At 36.5% G+C, this 16426-nt stretch carries 16 protein-coding genes and 6 tRNA genes; 20 read left to right on the plus strand and 2 right to left on the minus strand.

Annotated features, from left to right (window positions below):
- The first annotated feature begins 9 nt into the window (after positions 1–9).
- The 7 genes from rpoD (at position 10) to ABC228_RS02095 (ending at position 6392) form a co-directional block, all read left to right on the plus strand.
- Positions 10–1131: an RNA polymerase sigma factor RpoD gene (rpoD, locus tag ABC228_RS02065; RefSeq protein WP_345823430.1), complete on the plus strand. Its 1122-nt coding sequence runs from the start codon at positions 10–12 to the stop codon at positions 1129–1131.
- Between the two features lie 92 nt (positions 1132–1223).
- Positions 1224–1769 (plus strand): hypothetical protein, encoded by a 546-nt coding sequence (locus tag ABC228_RS02070; protein WP_345823431.1) that lies wholly within the window; start codon positions 1224–1226, stop codon positions 1767–1769.
- A 74-nt stretch (positions 1770–1843) separates the two neighbouring features.
- Positions 1844–2209 (plus strand): cytochrome c550, encoded by a 366-nt coding sequence (gene cccA / locus ABC228_RS02075; protein ID WP_345823432.1) that lies wholly within the window; start codon positions 1844–1846, stop codon positions 2207–2209.
- Between the two features lie 79 nt (positions 2210–2288).
- Entirely contained in the window at positions 2289–3005 is a 717-nt protein-coding gene (locus tag ABC228_RS02080) for a tRNA (adenine(22)-N(1))-methyltransferase (protein ID WP_345823433.1), read from the plus strand.
- A complete protein-coding gene (locus ABC228_RS02085; protein WP_345824147.1) occupies positions 2986–4116 on the plus strand; it encodes a Nif3-like dinuclear metal center hexameric protein in 1131 nt (376 codons plus the stop codon). Before ABC228_RS02080 ends, ABC228_RS02085 begins: the two co-directional genes overlap by 20 nt.
- Positions 4117–4161: 45 nt before the next feature.
- The gene (locus ABC228_RS02090) at positions 4162–5475 is read left to right on the plus strand and encodes a DEAD/DEAH box helicase (protein WP_345823434.1); all 1314 of its coding nucleotides are present in this window, start codon (positions 4162–4164) and stop codon (positions 5473–5475) included.
- 23 nt (positions 5476–5498) lie between these two features.
- The gene (locus ABC228_RS02095; RefSeq protein ID WP_345823435.1) at positions 5499–6392 is read left to right on the plus strand and encodes a deoxyribonuclease IV; all 894 of its coding nucleotides are present in this window, start codon (positions 5499–5501) and stop codon (positions 6390–6392) included.
- Positions 6393–6439: 47 nt separating this feature from the next.
- Here the strand turns inward: ABC228_RS02095 and ABC228_RS02100 are convergent, their stop codons facing one another.
- Positions 6440–6724 carry a DUF2624 domain-containing protein gene (locus ABC228_RS02100; protein ID WP_345823436.1) on the minus strand — a complete coding sequence of 95 codons (285 nt, stop codon included), beginning with the start codon at positions 6722–6724 and terminating at the stop codon, positions 6440–6442.
- A gap of 185 nt (positions 6725–6909) precedes the next feature.
- On the opposite strand from ABC228_RS02100, the gene ABC228_RS02105 reads away from it, so the two are divergent.
- The gene (locus tag ABC228_RS02105) at positions 6910–7299 is read left to right on the plus strand and encodes a hypothetical protein (protein WP_345823437.1); all 390 of its coding nucleotides are present in this window, start codon (positions 6910–6912) and stop codon (positions 7297–7299) included.
- 28 nt (positions 7300–7327) lie between these two features.
- On the opposite strand, the gene ABC228_RS02110 is transcribed toward ABC228_RS02105, so the two are convergent.
- Positions 7328–7651, minus strand: a complete 324-nt coding sequence (locus ABC228_RS02110) for a hypothetical protein (RefSeq protein ID WP_345823438.1) — start codon at positions 7649–7651, stop codon at positions 7328–7330.
- A 75-nt stretch (positions 7652–7726) separates the two neighbouring features.
- On the opposite strand from ABC228_RS02110, the gene ABC228_RS02115 reads away from it, so the two are divergent.
- From ABC228_RS02115 to phoU, 12 genes are all read left to right on the plus strand, one after another.
- Positions 7727–8356, plus strand: coding sequence for an NfeD family protein (locus ABC228_RS02115; protein ID WP_345823439.1), 630 nt, complete (start codon positions 7727–7729; stop codon positions 8354–8356).
- Positions 8357–8605: 249 nt separating this feature from the next.
- Positions 8606–10234, plus strand: coding sequence for a Na/Pi cotransporter family protein (locus tag ABC228_RS02120; RefSeq protein ID WP_345823440.1), 1629 nt, complete (start codon positions 8606–8608; stop codon positions 10232–10234).
- A gap of 373 nt (positions 10235–10607) precedes the next feature.
- A tRNA-Asn gene (locus tag ABC228_RS02125) sits at positions 10608–10682 on the plus strand.
- Between the two features lie 10 nt (positions 10683–10692).
- Positions 10693–10769 (plus strand) — tRNA-Met (locus ABC228_RS02130).
- Positions 10770–10794: 25 nt separating this feature from the next.
- Positions 10795–10870, plus strand: a tRNA-His gene (locus ABC228_RS02135).
- Between the two features lie 9 nt (positions 10871–10879).
- Positions 10880–10956 (plus strand) — tRNA-Ile (locus ABC228_RS02140).
- 11 nt (positions 10957–10967) lie between these two features.
- Positions 10968–11060, plus strand: a tRNA-Ser gene (locus ABC228_RS02145).
- Between the two features lie 54 nt (positions 11061–11114).
- Positions 11115–11190, plus strand: a tRNA-Phe gene (locus ABC228_RS02150).
- A gap of 157 nt (positions 11191–11347) precedes the next feature.
- Positions 11348–11959, plus strand: a complete 612-nt coding sequence (locus ABC228_RS02155) for a superoxide dismutase (protein WP_345823441.1) — start codon at positions 11348–11350, stop codon at positions 11957–11959.
- A gap of 103 nt (positions 11960–12062) precedes the next feature.
- Positions 12063–13337 carry an MFS transporter gene (locus ABC228_RS02160; RefSeq protein ID WP_345823442.1) on the plus strand — a complete coding sequence of 425 codons (1275 nt, stop codon included), beginning with the start codon at positions 12063–12065 and terminating at the stop codon, positions 13335–13337.
- 69 nt (positions 13338–13406) lie between these two features.
- Positions 13407–15527: a peptidoglycan D,D-transpeptidase FtsI family protein gene (locus ABC228_RS02165; RefSeq protein WP_345823443.1), complete on the plus strand. Its 2121-nt coding sequence runs from the start codon at positions 13407–13409 to the stop codon at positions 15525–15527.
- Between the two features lie 157 nt (positions 15528–15684).
- Positions 15685–16344 (plus strand): phosphate signaling complex protein PhoU, encoded by a 660-nt coding sequence (phoU, locus tag ABC228_RS02170; protein ID WP_345823444.1) that lies wholly within the window; start codon positions 15685–15687, stop codon positions 16342–16344.
- The last annotated feature ends 82 nt before the right edge of the window (positions 16345–16426 follow it).

Below are 16426 nucleotides of genomic sequence, written 5' to 3' on the forward strand. Positions count from 1 at the left end.
GGGGGACTCATGGCTGATAATAAACCTTCACAAACAAAAGAGAATGAGCCGGAGTTAACACTTGCACAAGCTAAGGAACAGCTTATTGAGATTGGAAAGAAACGTGGTGTACTTGCTTACGAGGAAATTGCCGATCGATTATCAAACTTTGTAATTGAACCTGACCAAATGGATGAATTTTATGAACATCTTGGTGACCAGGGGATAGATGTTATTGGTGAATCAGATGATGACCCTAAAATGAAAGAGATTGAAAAAGAAGAAGAATTTGATTTAAACGATTTAAGTGTCCCACTAGGGATTAAGATTAATGACCCTGTAAGAATGTACTTAAAAGAAATAGGTCGAGTCGATTTACTATCTGCAACAGAAGAAATTGACCTTGCTACGCGCATCGAGCAAGGGGATGAAGAAGCAAAGAAACGACTTGCAGAAGCGAACTTACGATTGGTGGTAAGCATTGCGAAGCGTTATGTAGGTAGGGGAATGTTATTTTTAGACCTCATTCAAGAAGGGAATATGGGTCTAATAAAAGCAGTAGAGAAATTTGACTATCGAAAAGGATTTAAATTTAGTACGTATGCAACGTGGTGGATTCGACAAGCGATAACACGTGCGATTGCAGACCAAGCTAGAACTATTCGTATCCCGGTTCATATGGTGGAAACGATCAATAAGCTAATACGTGTACAGAGACAGTTACTTCAGGATTTAGGTCGTGAACCTACACCAGAAGAAATTGGTGAAGAAATGGATTTAACGCCTGATAAAGTACGTGAAATATTAAAAATTGCTCAAGAGCCTGTATCTTTAGAAACACCTATTGGTGAAGAGGATGATTCTCATTTAGGTGATTTCATTGAGGATCAGGAAGCAATCTCTCCTTCTGATCATGCTGCTTATGAATTACTTAAAGAGCAATTAGAGGATGTATTAGATACGTTAACTGATCGAGAAGAAAATGTACTACGATTACGATTTGGTCTCGATGATGGCCGTACACGCACCTTAGAAGAGGTTGGAAAAGTGTTTGGCGTAACTCGAGAAAGAATTCGACAAATTGAGGCAAAAGCACTTCGTAAACTTAGACACCCTAGTCGTAGTAAACGTTTAAAAGACTTTTTAGATTAATTTAGGTGAGTCATTGGTCACGATACAAGAGCAATGACTTTCCTTATCTTTTTTATTAGCTTATAGCTTTTATCTGCATTGGGGTGATAAAGTTGGCAGATGATCGAATAGCTACCATTATTAAAGAAATACAATATTGGAAGGAGCATAAATTACTTCCTGAAGTACAGTGTGACTTTCTATTAGCTCTTTATACACAAGGTAATGGAGAAGTAACGAAAAGAAAAGCTCCAAAGAATTCAATCTTATATATACAATTGTTTCTTTTAGTAATGATGGTACCGTTTTCATTTCTTGTAGTTTATTTTACTCAATTTAATTCCATTTTGCAACTCGGTATCTTGTTAGCATTTATTGGATATGCAACATGGATATTTCTACTATATAATAAACGTAAAAACGTTTATAGGCATCTCGCTATTATTATTTTTCTAGCTATGATATTAATTACATCAGATTTTTTATCAACTACGGTTGATCTAAACCAGTTATTTACCGTGCTAGTAATACTACTAAATTTCGTAGGTTGGTACCTATTAGGACGTAGTCTACATTTGAAATACCTTAAGATTGCAAGCGTATTAGCACTGATTATCGTATTGTTCGTAAACTTTTCACATCTTTTTTCTTTTAACTAGCTACATTTTAATATAAAATATAGATAGCTATGTGGAATATATTAAATTCCGGGGATACATAAGGAGGAAATACAATGAAACGAAACCCACTAATCCCTTACGCTCTAATTGCTATTATTGGGATATTAGCCGTTATTGTAATCTCATTTGTTGGGATAGGGCAACGCACTGAACTTACAGAAGGCGAAGATCATGGTCAAGCTGAAGAAGGCGAAACAATGGAAGATCCTGAAGAAATTTACGAGTCTAGCTGTGTAAGCTGTCATGGTGCTGACTTATCAGGTGATTTTGGTCCAAATCTTCAAACCATTGGTGCAGAATTATCAGCAGATGAAATCGCAAATGTGTTAAAAACTGGTCAAGGACAAATGCCAGCGCAATCGCATCTTTCTGATAGTGAAGTTACCATTATTTCTGAATGGTTAAGTGAGAAAAAATAAATTGTTTTAACGTAAGCTTTCTGCTATTTTTCAGAAAGCTTTTCTTTTATATATTCAATGTTTTTGATGGAGGTTTCTAATGTCTGAGCAAATAAAGCTATCTGAGCGGTTGTTGAACGTTGCTTCTTTTTTACCACAAGGCTCCAATTTTGCAGATATAGGGTCCGATCATGCCTATTTACCGTGCTATGTTTGTCAAAATGACCAGACAGCAAGAGCAATTGCGGGTGAAGTGAATGAAGGGCCGTTTTCTAGTGCACAAGATACAGTTGAAAAATATCAGCTTAACCATCTTATTGATGTAAGACTAGGAAATGGATTGTCTGTGTTAAAACACGATGAGGTAGAGCAGGTTGTTATTGCGGGGATGGGTGGTTCCTTAATTCGTTCAATTCTAGAAGAAGGAAAGGACAAGCTAAGTAAGGTGGAACTAATCATTGCCCAGCCGAATGTTGATGAAAAAAATGTCCGACATTGGCTGACACTTCATGACTATGAGATACAGGATGAAGTTATACTAGAAGAGAATGGACATACATATGAAATTATTGTTGGGAAGAAAGGAACAGATAAAATTAATCATCTTACCGAAAAAGATTTATTATTTGGTCCTATTCTAGGAAAAGAAAAAAATGAGCTTTTTTGTGAAAAGTGGACCTCTGAAAAGGAAAAGTTAATCCGGGTCATAAACCAAATGAAAAACGCTAAAATTCAAGACGAGCTGAAAATTAGTCATTTTGAAAAACAGCTTGCTTGGATAGAGGAGGTTTTAGGTGATGGTAAAAACCACGATTAATTCAGATATCTTCAAAATAATTGAAAAATGGGCACCAAAGTCCTTTGCCTATGATTGGGATAATGTAGGTCTACAAGTGGGTTCCTATAATAAACCAGTTAAAAAAATTATGATTACATTAGATGTATTGGAATCCGTAGTGGATGAAGCAATTGAGAAGGAAGTTGATCTAATAGTTGCTCACCATCCAATGTTATTTAAACCAGTGAAGCAATTGAATCTTGATGATTGGCGTGGTAAGGTAATACGGAAGCTGATTCAACATGATATTACAGTATATGCAGCTCACACCAACCTGGATGTTGCAGAGGGTGGTGTTAACGATATGTTAGCTGATTTACTAGAAATAAAAGAACGCGAAATTCTTGTCGAAACCAATCAAGATTCATTATTTAAAATTGTAGTATATGTCCCAGAAACACAATTAGATCCTGTGCTTGATGCGCTGTCATCGCAAGGGGCGGGACACATTGGAAACTATAGTCATTGTACATTTCAGTCAGAGGGAACGGGTACATTTAAACCTCTAGATGGAACAACTCCATTTATTGGAGAGAAACATAAATTAGAGAAAGTTGCTGAATTTAAAGTGGAAACGATTGTACAAGCTAGCCTGGTTTCCGAGGTAGTCCAAGTAATGAAGGCTGCACATCCCTATGAAGAAGTAGCTTACGATGTAATCCCATTACAAAACGAAGGGAAAAAATATGGGCTTGGGCGAATTGGTAAGTTGTCTGAACCTGTGACCTTAGATGAGTTTGTGTTAAAAGCAAAGAAATCACTCGATGTGCAACACGTGCGTGTAATTGGGAATTTATCTAAGAAAGTGAATCGTGTAGCAATATTAGGTGGAAGTGGAGAAAAGTACATTTATCCAGCACTATTAAAAAAAGCAGATGTTTACGTGACTGGCGATTTGACATTCCATCAGGCGCAAGAAGCAATGGAGATGGGGATTTCCATCATTGATGCCGGGCATTATATAGAAAAGACAATGAAAGAAGGAACAAAGAAATACCTAGAAGAAAAAATTCGTGATGGATTTGTTTCGGATTCTACAATTGAAGTTATTGTTTCACAATCTAATACAGATCCATTCCAATACAGATAGTGTAAGCCCAAAATTTATTGGGTTTCACTAGTAAGGAGAAGTTTCATGAAGAATACATTTAACTCATTTTCGTTTACAACGATCATGAATGAAGTAATTGATAAGTTAGGGTTCACACAACCAACTGAAATTCAGCAAGAGGTAATTCCTGCTATTCAAAAGGGGAAAAGTGTAATCGGTCAATCCCATACTGGTTCAGGAAAAACACATGCATTTCTGCTGCCTTTATTTAGTCAATTGAAAGAAGAACGAAAAGAAGTACAGTATATCATTACAGCACCAACCCGAGAACTTGCTACACAGATATATAATGAAGCTAAGAAAATCATTAAGCTTGCAGATAAAGAACAGGTTTGGAAAGCAAAGCTGTTAGTTGGCGGGACGGATAAACAAAAAATGATGGAAAAATTGAAAGAGCCTCCACATTTTATTATTGGTACGCCTGGTCGGATATTAGATTTAGTAAAAGAAGAAGCTATTACAATCTATTCTGCGGAATCATTTGTCATTGATGAGGCGGATTTGATGCTTGATTTAGGTTTTATTGATGAAGTTGATCAGCTCTTAATTCGCTGTAAAAAAGATATTCAATTAATGGTGTTTTCTGCTACAATTCCTCAACGTTTGGAACACTTCTTTAAGAAATATTTAGAGAATCCTTTGCATGTAAAAATTGCGAATGAATTATCACCCGAAACAATGGAGCATCGACTTATTGCAGTCAAGCATCGAGAAGAAGATGAAGTTATCTTTGACATTTCAAAGGCCATTAATCCTTATTTAGCAATCATTTTTACTAATGGAAAAGAGAATGCAAACAAGCTTCATGCAAGCTTGATTGAAAAAGGATTGAACGTCGGAATCATTCATGGTGGCTTAACACCTCGTGAACGAAAACGTGTATTAAAGGAAATACAAAATCTAAGATATCAATATATTGTTGCAACGGACTTAGCTTCAAGAGGAATTGATATTAAAGGTGTCAGCCATGTGATCAATGCCCAGCTACCGAAAGAGGAAGAATTTTATGTTCACCGTGTAGGAAGAACTGCTAGGGCTGGTATGGAGGGCACTGCTGTTAGTTTATATAGGGAAGAAGACTTAAAATTAATTCAGAAGCTGGAGCAAAAGGGTTTGCAATTTGTATTCTATGATGTTCGAAATGGCCAGTGGAAGGATGCAAAGTCATGGAATGAACGAAGCCTTCGTACCAAAACATCGACTGATATTGAAAAAGAAGCATGGAAACAGGTGCGAAAACCAAAGAAAGTAAAACCGGGATATAAGAAAAAAATGAAGCAGCAGCAAGAATCGAATAAAAGGAAACTGAAAAAGAAAACAAATTATAGAAAGAAATAATACAATTCGGGAGAGGTATAACTATGTTAAAAATAGGATCACATGTATCAATGAGTGGGAAGAAAATGCTATTGGCATCAAGTGAAGAAGCCGTATCTTATGGTGCAAATACGTTTATGATTTATACAGGTGCCCCTCAAAACACGAGAAGAAAACCGATCGATGAACTTAATATTGCTGAAGGGTTAAAGCATATGGCAGATAACGGCATTGCTGATATCGTTGTGCATGCTCCATATATTATTAATATTGGAAACACAACCAAGCCAGAAACCTTTGAATTAGGAGTCAATTTCTTGCGGAATGAGATAGAACGTACATCAGCAATCGGTGCAAAACAAATTGTGTTGCATCCTGGGGCTCACGTTGGAGCAGGTCCAGAGGATGGAATTAAGAAAATTATAGAAGGTTTAAATGAAGTATTAGAAAAAGATATGGATGTCCAAATTGCGTTAGAAACAATGGCAGGAAAAGGCTCTGAAATTGGAAGAACCTTTGACGAAATTGCAAAAATAATTGATGGTGTCACGCTAAATGATAAGTTATCTGTTTGTATGGACACTTGTCATATACATGATGCGGGTTATGATATTGTCAATAACTTTGACGGAGTTCTTGAAGAATTTGATAAAATTGTAGGTGTTGATCGTATTAAAGTCGTCCACGTAAACGATAGTAAGAATGAATGTGGTGCGCATAAAGACAGACATGAAAATATTGGATTTGGCCACATTGGGTTTGAAGCACTACACTATATCATTAATCATCCACAGCTCGCTCAGCTTCCAAAAATATTAGAAACACCATATGTTGGTGAGGATAAGAAGAATAAAAAGGCACCGTATAAATTTGAAATTGATATGATACAAAATGGATCCTTTGATATGGAATTAAAAGATAAAATTGTAAATCAATAATATTATATGGGATAATAAAAAGGAATCTGTTCATAAAACAGGTTCCTTTATTCAAATAAGTGCTCTAACCCATATGATTTTATCAATTCATGAAAAAGCTGATTGGCTTTATTAGCAGTTTCTGGATTAGTAATTTGACTTAAATCATTAAACATTTTTTTCCTTTCTCTCTTATCAAAAGGATTAATATTATTTCTCCTAACATAGCTTGCGATATCCTGTGCTTGTTGCCTAGAGATTGAAAAACCATATTTCTTTCCGTATTCGAGCACTTCCTCAGGCGATAATTGCCTCATTTTATTTAGAATTAATTGTTTAATAAAGAATGACATTCTAACAACTCCTCTTAAAATCACTATATGCACCCCGTTCGTTTTATTCAACTTGTTTACAAGAAATTTTTGTTAATAACCATACAGATAGTGGTTTAACTCAAATGGTAAATAGTAACATTATAGAAAAGCTAATACGTCATAAACTAAAGATGCACCTCATCATAAAAGAAGGAGGTACATTTGTGGACGATAGAAATCGAACGAATAACGTTGAAGATGCTCCAAAGCACGGTGAAGAGGATTATACGGCATCAACCTTTCAGCATACAGATGGAATTGAAGGGATCTATAGTAATCGTGATGAAGAAACGGCTGCAGAGTTAACTGCTGACGATTACAGAAGAAGTGCAGCATTTGAAGGGGATACGGAGCAAGCCAATACGGCTATGGGCTGGATAGCGCTTGCACTATCAATTGCCTCATTCTTCTGGGCGCCAATTCTGTTAGGTGGAGCGGGGATTATTGTAGGTTTCATTGCTAGAAATCGTGATGCTAATACACTTGGTAATATTGCCATCGCTGCTGGTGCTATCTCCATTTTGATTACACTGTTTATATTACCATTTGTATAGATAAAGAGGCTGGTATTGACCAGCCTCTTTACTTTTGGTTATATTTTGGAAAAAAATAAAAATGATTCGCTTTGATATGAGTAGGATCAATATGAGGATTAAGAGAGGAAAAATCTTTTTCAATTTGTTCCATTTGAAATTGTTCCATGCTCGGATTAATTTTTTCTACTACAGACAATACTGTATCACCTGTTGTGATTTTTACCTTTATCACGTCAAATGGAACCCTTTCTAGTTGCTGGTCAGTATGAGTTTGGTCACCTCCCTCAGTTGGTGTGCCTGAGTTTAAGTCTTTATAGACACTAATAATAAATAGTATACTTAGAATAGTAATAAGAAATTTTCTCATCATAACACCTTCTTAATGAAACCATTTGTTATTGTCATTCGTATAAGTAAATAGAACACATGGAAAGGGAGAAAGAGAATGGAAATTTTTTCTCAAGAATGGATTGCCTTAGTTATTACAGGGTTAGGTACATTATTTTTAATCGGTGAAGTACTCGTGAATATGCGAGGTATATTTGCATTATTAGGAATAGGATTTATTACTATTTACTTTTCAGTATATTTAGAGACGGACTCCCTTATTCTTATGCTCGCTATATATTTTATTGGTATTGTTCTCATCATTATTGATGGAAAGGTTTTAAATGATGGTACGCTCGCAACTATTGGTACTGCAAGTATGTTAGCGGCGGTTGCTTTGCCTGCACCTAGCTTTGCTTCTGGAATGTATGCGGTTCTAGGGGTATTACTTGGAACTGGAAGCTCGCTGTTATTTTTAAAAGTGTTTAAACGACGAGAGATGTGGAATAAAATTACCCTAAAGGATCAGTTAACAAGTGAAGCTGGTTATAATTCGTTAAACGAAGAGTACCGTGCGCTATTAAATATGGAAGCTGTTACCCTAAATGATATGCGGCCAGTTGGCACGATACGTGTCGGGGCGAAGGATTATAGTGCAGTTTCAAATGGACAATGGATCGAAAAGGGAACGAAGGTTACAATTGTTCAAGTGGATGGAACAAGAATTTTAGTGGATACAATTAAATAAACAAGGAAATAATTTCTAGAATCTCTTTCTAGAAATTATTTTTTTGTAGAAAAAATATAAGGACAATAAAAAGAATGAATGACAAGTATGTATTTGGGAATTTACTAATAGAAAGAGATGTGACACAGTTTAGTTTGTAAATTTAATGTAAATATTTTTATAAATCCTTTACAAAAGGACATAATTCTACAATAATGGTATAGGTGTGGAAAAAATACATAAACAATACGAGAAGGGGCGGACTTTTCATTGGAAATAGATGTTCAAGCACTGATTTTTGAGTTTATCGGGGGATTAGGTATATTCCTTCTAGGTATTAAGTATATGGGAGAAGGATTGCAAAAATCTGCTGGTGATCGACTAAGAGATATTTTAGATCGCTTTACAAGTAACCCATTCCTAGGTGTATTAGCTGGTATGATTGTTACCATTCTAATTCAAAGTAGCTCAGGAACAACGGTACTAACCGTGGGTCTAGTGAATGCTGGATTTATGACATTAAGACAAGCTATCGGTGTTATTATGGGAGCAAATATTGGTACAACAGTTACTGCTTTCATCATCGGTATTGACGTCGGGGAGTATGCATTACCAATTCTAGCAGTTGGTGCTTTTCTAATTTTCTTCTTTAAAAATCAAAAAGTTACAGCCATTGGTCAAACAGTTTTTGGCTTTGGTTCTCTATTCTTCGGATTAGAATTAATGAGTAGTGGAATGAAACCATTACGATCATTAGAGGCGTTTCATGAATTAACGCTAAATATGAGTGAAAGTCCAATTCTTGGTGTTGTTATTGGTACATTGTTTACTGTAATTGTACAGAGCTCAAGTGCTACGATAGGAATACTACAAGGGTTATTCTCGGAAGGTGCAATCGATATAAAGGCAGCACTACCAGTATTATTTGGTGATAATATAGGAACAACGATTACGGCTGTTCTAGCATCTTTAGGTGCAACAGTAGCGGCTCGTCGTGCTGCAGCAGTTCATGTTATCTTTAACCTAGTAGGAACAACGATATTCTTGCTATTATTAAACTTATTTACCAGATATGTCATGTTCTTGCAAGAGCAGTTTATGTTAAATGAAGAGATGACCATTGCATTTGCACATGGTAGCTTTAATATTTTGAACACGATTATCCAATTTCCATTTATTGGTGCATTGGCTTGGATTGTTACAAGACTTATTCCTGGTAAGGATACAACCATTGAATATAAGCCAAAGCATTTAGACCCAATCTTTATTCAACAGTCTTCAGCACTTGCACTAGATCAAGCAAAAGCTGAAATTATTCGTATGGGCGAATACGCTTATCAGGGGATGGAAGAAACAAACCTTTATTTAACAACAAACCAAACTAAGCATTCGGATCTGGCTATGCAGATAGAAGGAGCACTTAATAGTCTAGACAGAAGTATTACGGATTATTTAATTGATATATCTGGTGGATCCTTATCCGAATTTGAAAGTGCAAAACACACCGTTCTGATGGATACCGTTCGTGATATTGAGCGAATTGGTGACCACTTTGAGAATATTATCGAATTAATCGATTATAAAATTTCGAATAAGGTTGTTATTACAGAGCAAGCCCAAGAAGATCTAAATAATATGTTTGATTTAACGATGTCGACCGTTAAGCAGGCTATTGGTGCTTTAGATAAGGGCGATCGTGAAGAAGCCCTTGCTGTGATGCAAAAAGAGGATCAAATTGATAAAATGGAACGTAGCTATCGTAAAAAGCATATTATTCGCATGAATGAAGGCCAATGCAGCGTGTCAGCTGGTATTGTGTTTGTTGATATTATTTCGAATTTAGAGCGAATTGGTGACCATGCTGTGAATATTGCGGAAGCTGTGTTAGGTGATCAATAATGAGAAGGGGGGATTTCCCCTCTTTTTTTTTTGAGGAAGTAATTTTTTTGTTGAAATATGTATGTAAAGATGCTATAGTAAATATTGTCGTTTTTGATACATAACATCATATTATGTAAAAATAAATGTTGACATGAGTTTACGGATATGTTAAATTATATCTCGTGCCACTAAAAAAATAGATGCTGATAGAGAAGTTGAATAGCAACTATTAACGAATCAACAATCATGATTCCACAGTAGCTCAGTGGTAGAGCAACGAGCAAAACATCTACCGAGTTTACTACGAGTAACCCCGAAGCATACGCATCATTGAATTTGCAAGAAGATGCAGGGGTTAAATAAATCATAATTGGTGGTAAAATACCATTATTCCACAGTAGCTCAGTGGTAGAGCAATCGGCTGTTAACCGATCGGTCGTAGGTTCGAATCCTACCTGTGGAGCCAACTTTAAAATGGCGGCGTAGCTCAGCTGGCGAGAGCGTACGGTTCATACCCGTGAGGTCGTGGGTTCGACTCCCTCCGCCGCTACCATTTACATTATAATTTAAACATCATGGCGGCCGTGGCGAAGTGGTTAACGCACCGGATTGTGGCTCCGGCACTCGTGGGTTCGATTCCCACCGGTCGCCCCATATGAATAAGGACCCTTAGCTCAGTTGGTTAGAGCTATCGGCTCATAACCGATCGGTCGCAGGTTCGAGTCCTGCAGGGTCCACCATTTTAAAACTCGGAGGTATACCCAAGTCTGGCTGAAGGGATCGGTCTTGAAAACCGACAGGCGGGTCAAACCGCGCGGGGGTTCGAATCCCTCTACCTCCTCCATTTATACATAACATAGTATGTTACATGATGCATTGTCGTCACATTTTAATATTTGGCTCGGTAGCTCAGTCGGTAGAGCAATGGACTGAAAATCCATGTGTCGGCGGTTCGATTCCGTCCCGAGCCACCATCTATGTACAAGCGATAGCTTGTTTTTTTTATGCGTTTATATGTATCTATTTCATGTTAAGGCAAAAAATTTGCAAGAACTGGTAACCTCTGATAATCTTTCATGTGAAGGGTATTATATCCTTATACTATTTAGATTTTTGAAGGAGGAGTTCGTTATGGCAAAATTTGAATTACCTGAATTACCATATGCATATGATGCAATAGAGCCGACTATCGACAAAGAAACAATGAACATCCATCATACAAAGCATCATAACACGTATGTTACAAACTTAAATGCTGCTCTAGAAGGACATGCAGACCTTCAAGGGAAATCACTAGAGGATCTAGTGAGCAATCTTGATGCAGTTCCTGAAAATATCCGCACAGCGGTAAGAAATAATGGTGGTGGACATGTAAACCACAGCTTATTCTGGAATGTTCTTTCACCTAATGGTGGCGGAGAGCCGACTGGAGAATTAGCAGACAAACTTAACGCTAAATTTGGTAGCTTTGATAAATTTAAAGAACAGTTTGAAACTGCAGCTAAAACTCGTTTTGGCTCAGGTTGGGCATGGTTAGTGCTAAATAACGGTGAGCTTGAAGTAACAAGCACTCCAAACCAAGATTCACCTTTAATGGAAGGTAAAACACCATTACTTGGTCTTGATGTATGGGAGCATGCATACTACTTAAATTATCAAAACAAGCGTCCTGATTACGTTTCTGCATTCTGGAATGTTGTAAACTGGGATGAAGTTGCAAAGAACTATAATGCAGCTAAATAATATCGTATGAAAAACACGAGTTGATATACTCGTGTTTTTTCTTTTTGTATATCTAAATTTGAATTGCTTACACTAAGGAAAGAGAGAAAAGGGGCAATTCAATATGCGTAAAACATTGCAATACGTAATTGGAAAAACTGAAATTAATCGAGATTTAATCCTATTATTAGTAATAGGTGGTTTATATTCATTAGGAATCTATTTATCCAATACATTTGTAAATATATACTTATGGAAGCAAGCAGATGGAAATTATTACACCATAGCGATTTACAACTTAGCTGTCTTTGTATTTCAACCGATTACCTTTATATTTGCTGGGAAGATAGCGAAAAAAGTGGACCGTGTCATTGTATTACGGTTAGGAGTCATTTTTTTGTCGCTATTTTTTTTAACGGTATTATTAATCGGAGAAAATGCTGCAACATATAATTTTATTCTTGGAAGCCTGCTTGGAATCGGATACGGCTTTTATTGGCTAGCATTCAATGTATTAACCTTTGAAATAACAGAGCCCGATACAAGAGACTTTTTTAATGGTTTTCTAGGCGTTTTACAATCGTTTGGTGGAATGATTGGACCCTTCTCTGCAGGCTTCATTATTTCAAAGCTGCCTGAGAATATTGGTTACAGCACAATCTTTACTGTTTCTTTTATCTTATTTATTTGTGCAGTAGGTAGTAGCTTCTTTTTGAAACGACGCCCAGCCGAAGGTGTTTACTATTTCAAACGTGTGGTGCAAGAGAGGAAAAACAACAAGAACTGGAATCGAATACTAAATGCACATATTTTTCAAGGACTTCGAGAAGGGATTTTCTTGTTTGTCATTACGATATGGGTTTATATCGTTACGAAAAGTGAACTATCGTTAGGAACCTTTAATCTATATTTTTCAGGGTTTTCTTTTGTTTTTTATTTTCTGGCAACAAGACTAATTAAGCCATCAAAGCGTAAGAAAGCAATCCTAATAGGAAGCTTAATGCTGTACCTCTCCTTATTCATTATTTTATCCCATGCAAGCTATACGACGTTAATCATCTACGGTATTATTATCGGAATGGCATATCCTATAATAAATGTGCCTTATATTTCCATGACATATGATGTTATTGGACGTGCATGGAAAGCTGGTGAGCTCAGAATTGAATACATTGTTGTACGCGAGGTATATTTAAACATTGGACGAGTCACATCCATTATTGTATTTATTATGGGTATTACTTACTTTAATCCTGATCAAATTATCCCAGTGTTATTAGTGATCTTTGGGGCTATGCATTTGTTTATCTATTTTTTTGTACGAAATATTTTCTTGACCACATCCAATAAAAAGGAAGTTATGGTAAAAGATCAAGTGACAGATGAAAATAATCGTTAAAAGATTTAGTCTACCTCGAAAATAAATGCTATAATGTACGTATAAAATAGAATGTTTTGGGGGAGAGAAATGAAAAAGAAGAATCAAAAGAAAAAGGCTCAGCTTCCCTTCCGTTTAAATATATTATTCTTTGTTGTCTTTTTATTATTTGCTGTGTTAATTCTGCAGCTTGGAGTTGTTCAGATATTAAGAGGTGAAGAATTTCAAGAACAAATTGACCAAACAACACAGGATACAACAAAGATTCCGGTTCCGCGTGGGGAAATTTATGATCGAAACTACAATATTATTGCACAAAATAAAGCGATGTATGCGATCACCTATACACCACAAAAGGGTGTACAAGCAGATGAACGCCTAGATGTTGCGGTAAAACTGGCTGAATATATAGATATGTTTAAGCCTGATGAGTCTGATCGTGAAAAACAGTTGAATTCTATAACAACACGTGATAAAAAAGAGTATTGGTATATTCTTCATGAGGAGGAAGCGAAAGAAAGATTGTCAACAGAAGAAGCAGCTGACATGGAAACTGCTGAACAATATAAGACAATCCTTGATCGAATTACAGAAGAAGAAATTAGTAACTTTACCGAGCAAGACTTTGAAATCATCTTGATTAAAAAGGAACTTGACCGTGCTTATGCTTTAGCACCTCAGGTTGTCAAAAATGAAAATGTGACTCCTGAAGAATATGCTAGAGTGGCGGAGCATCTTGCTGACTTACCAGGAATAAATGCTACCACAGATTGGGTTCGGGAATATCCTTATGACGGGACCTTTCAAAATATAATTGGGAATGTGACTACTGAGAAGGAAGGCGTTCCAGCTGAAAATATTGATTTTTATTTAGCGAAAGGTTACAGCAGAAATGACCGTGTTGGGAAGACCGGTTTAGAACAGCAGTATGAGGATTTACTTCGAGGTCGTAAAGAGCAGGTTCAATATACAATGGATAAAAGTGGTGTAATTCAAGATTCAGAAGTAGTCGTTCCTGGCGAGAGTGGGAAGGACATCGTTTTAACCATTGATATGGAATTTCAACAGAAGGTAGATGAAATTCTTAAAAGTGAGCTTGAAGCAGCCACAAAGGGTGGTCAAAATAATCATCTGCGTGATGCGATGGCAGTCGTTATGGATCCAAATACAGGGGAATTACTTGCTGTAGGTGGTCAAAGCTTTAATGAGGACCAAACTGAGATAACTGATACGTCGTACAAAACACTTTATGACGCCCATCGCCCAGGTTCTACGGTGAAGGGAGCAACGGTATTAGCTGCTTATGATGCTGGTATCATTAGTCCTGGACATCGAGAATATGATACACCAATTAAAATTGCAGGCACACCCGAAAAATCCTCTTGGAAGAATTTGGGATGGGTTAATGACTTAGATGCATTACGCCAATCATCCAACGTTTATATGTTTTACATTGCGATGAAAATGGGTGGAGAATATAATTATCAGCGGGAAAAGAGTGTTTCTTTTGACCCAGCTGCGTTTCAGGAAATGCGATTTTATTTCAATCAATTCGGCCTTGGTGTGAATACCGGAGTTGATTATCCATACGAATCTATAGGTTACCCTGGTAATGATACTGGACCTGGTTTACTAATGGACTATGCAATTGGTCAGTATGATACCTTTACTGCTATGCAATTAGTGCAATATGCATCTACTATTGCCAATGGAGGTTACCGGGTTCAACCACATTTTTTGAAGGAAGCTCGAAACCCAACTCCTGAAGAGGGGAAGCTAGGATCTATTTATCGTACCGTTAACACAACTGTACTGAATAAAATAATTATGGATGAAGAGTATATTGAGCGCGTACAGGAAGGATTTCGTCAAGTATATCAAGAGCCTGGTGGAACGGCTTATAATTATTTTAGAGACACTGATTTTAATGCAGCTGGTAAAACAGGTACTGCAGAGAGTGAAGTGTATATTGATGGTAAAAAGATAGAAACAGTTAATTTAACAATGATTGCTTATGCTCCATATGACAATCCTGAAATTGCAATGTCTGTAATTGTGCCATATTTAGATTCAGAAACAAATTCATCCATTAACCATAATATTACAAAGCGAATTATGGATGCATACTATACATTAAAAGAAGAACGAGCAAAAGCGGAAAATAATGCTGAAGAAGAATCTGAGAAAGAACAAGAACAGGCAGATGAATAGGATGAAGACTAATGAAACACCTAGTTATCGGAATTCCCCGGTACTAGGTGTTTTTTCTTGGATGATTTACAGTAACTTTACATTAAGTTAATACAAGCTTCATATAGAAGCATTACGATATAGGTATAGTTACTTATTTTAATAGGGGAGCGATTAAATGCCGAGTCGTGAACAGTTTCATACCGAAATGGAAGAGCTTAATAATGATATTATTGAATTAGCGAAGCGTACGGATCAAGCATTAAGAAGGTCGATTGATGCGCTTTTTAATCAGGATATGGATTTAGCAAGACAGGTTGTCAACGATGATAAATTAATTGATAAAGAAGAAGCTTCCATTAATGATAAAACCATATTATTAATCGCAAAGCAACAACCAGTCGCAACAGACTTGCGAAGATTAATTATAGCGCTAAGAGTAGTTACCGATATTGAGCGTATGGGGGATAATGCAAAGAATATTGCGAAATCAGCTACACGATTAGGGGATAATTACTTAACAGAAGTTCCGCAAGATCTAAAGTTAATGCGTGATATGGCATTAGTCATGTTGGAAACAGCCATTAGTGCTTTTCAACACGAAGATATATCAGTTGCGCATAAGCTCGCGAAAATGGATGATAAGGTGGATAAGCTGTATAAACAAGTAGTAACAGAACTCTTAAGTGAAACGGCAACAAATCCAGATCAGATTCAATATGTCATGCAAATAGCCTTTAGCGCACGCTATATTGAAAGATTTGCCGATCATATTACGAATATAGGGGAAAGTATTTTATTCTTAGTTAAAGGCGAGATAGTTGATTTAAACGATTAAACCATACAAAGAGGAAGCAAAGGTTAGCACCGATGCTTCCTCTTTGTATGATAAAAAAGTGAGTAGAAATAACTACTCACGC

It is taken from the genome of Ornithinibacillus xuwenensis, from assembly GCF_039614845.1.
Classification (GTDB): domain Bacteria; phylum Bacillota; class Bacilli; order Bacillales; family Amphibacillaceae; genus Ornithinibacillus; species Ornithinibacillus xuwenensis.

Excerpts from the sequence above, each read along its gene's own strand:
- rpoD (WP_345823430.1), top strand. The coding sequence starts at position 10 with ATGGCTGATAATAAACCTTCACAAACAAAAGAGAATGAGCCGGAGTTA.
- cccA (WP_345823432.1), top strand. The coding sequence starts at position 1,844 with ATGAAACGAAACCCACTAATCCCTTACGCTCTAATTGCTATTATTGGG.
- ABC228_RS02080 (WP_345823433.1), top strand. The coding sequence starts at position 2,289 with ATGTCTGAGCAAATAAAGCTATCTGAGCGGTTGTTGAACGTTGCTTCT.
- ABC228_RS02085 (WP_345824147.1), top strand. The coding sequence starts at position 2,986 with ATGGTAAAAACCACGATTAATTCAGATATCTTCAAAATAATTGAAAAA.
- ABC228_RS02090 (WP_345823434.1), top strand. The coding sequence starts at position 4,162 with ATGAAGAATACATTTAACTCATTTTCGTTTACAACGATCATGAATGAA.
- ABC228_RS02095 (WP_345823435.1), top strand. The coding sequence starts at position 5,499 with ATGTTAAAAATAGGATCACATGTATCAATGAGTGGGAAGAAAATGCTA.
- ABC228_RS02100 (WP_345823436.1), bottom strand. The coding sequence starts at position 6,724 with ATGTCATTCTTTATTAAACAATTAATTCTAAATAAAATGAGGCAATTA.
- ABC228_RS02110 (WP_345823438.1), bottom strand. The coding sequence starts at position 7,651 with ATGATGAGAAAATTTCTTATTACTATTCTAAGTATACTATTTATTATT.
- ABC228_RS02115 (WP_345823439.1), top strand. The coding sequence starts at position 7,727 with ATGGAAATTTTTTCTCAAGAATGGATTGCCTTAGTTATTACAGGGTTA.
- ABC228_RS02155 (WP_345823441.1), top strand. The coding sequence starts at position 11,348 with ATGGCAAAATTTGAATTACCTGAATTACCATATGCATATGATGCAATA.
- ABC228_RS02160 (WP_345823442.1), top strand. The coding sequence starts at position 12,063 with ATGCGTAAAACATTGCAATACGTAATTGGAAAAACTGAAATTAATCGA.
- ABC228_RS02165 (WP_345823443.1), top strand. The coding sequence starts at position 13,407 with ATGAAAAAGAAGAATCAAAAGAAAAAGGCTCAGCTTCCCTTCCGTTTA.
- phoU (WP_345823444.1), top strand. The coding sequence starts at position 15,685 with ATGCCGAGTCGTGAACAGTTTCATACCGAAATGGAAGAGCTTAATAAT.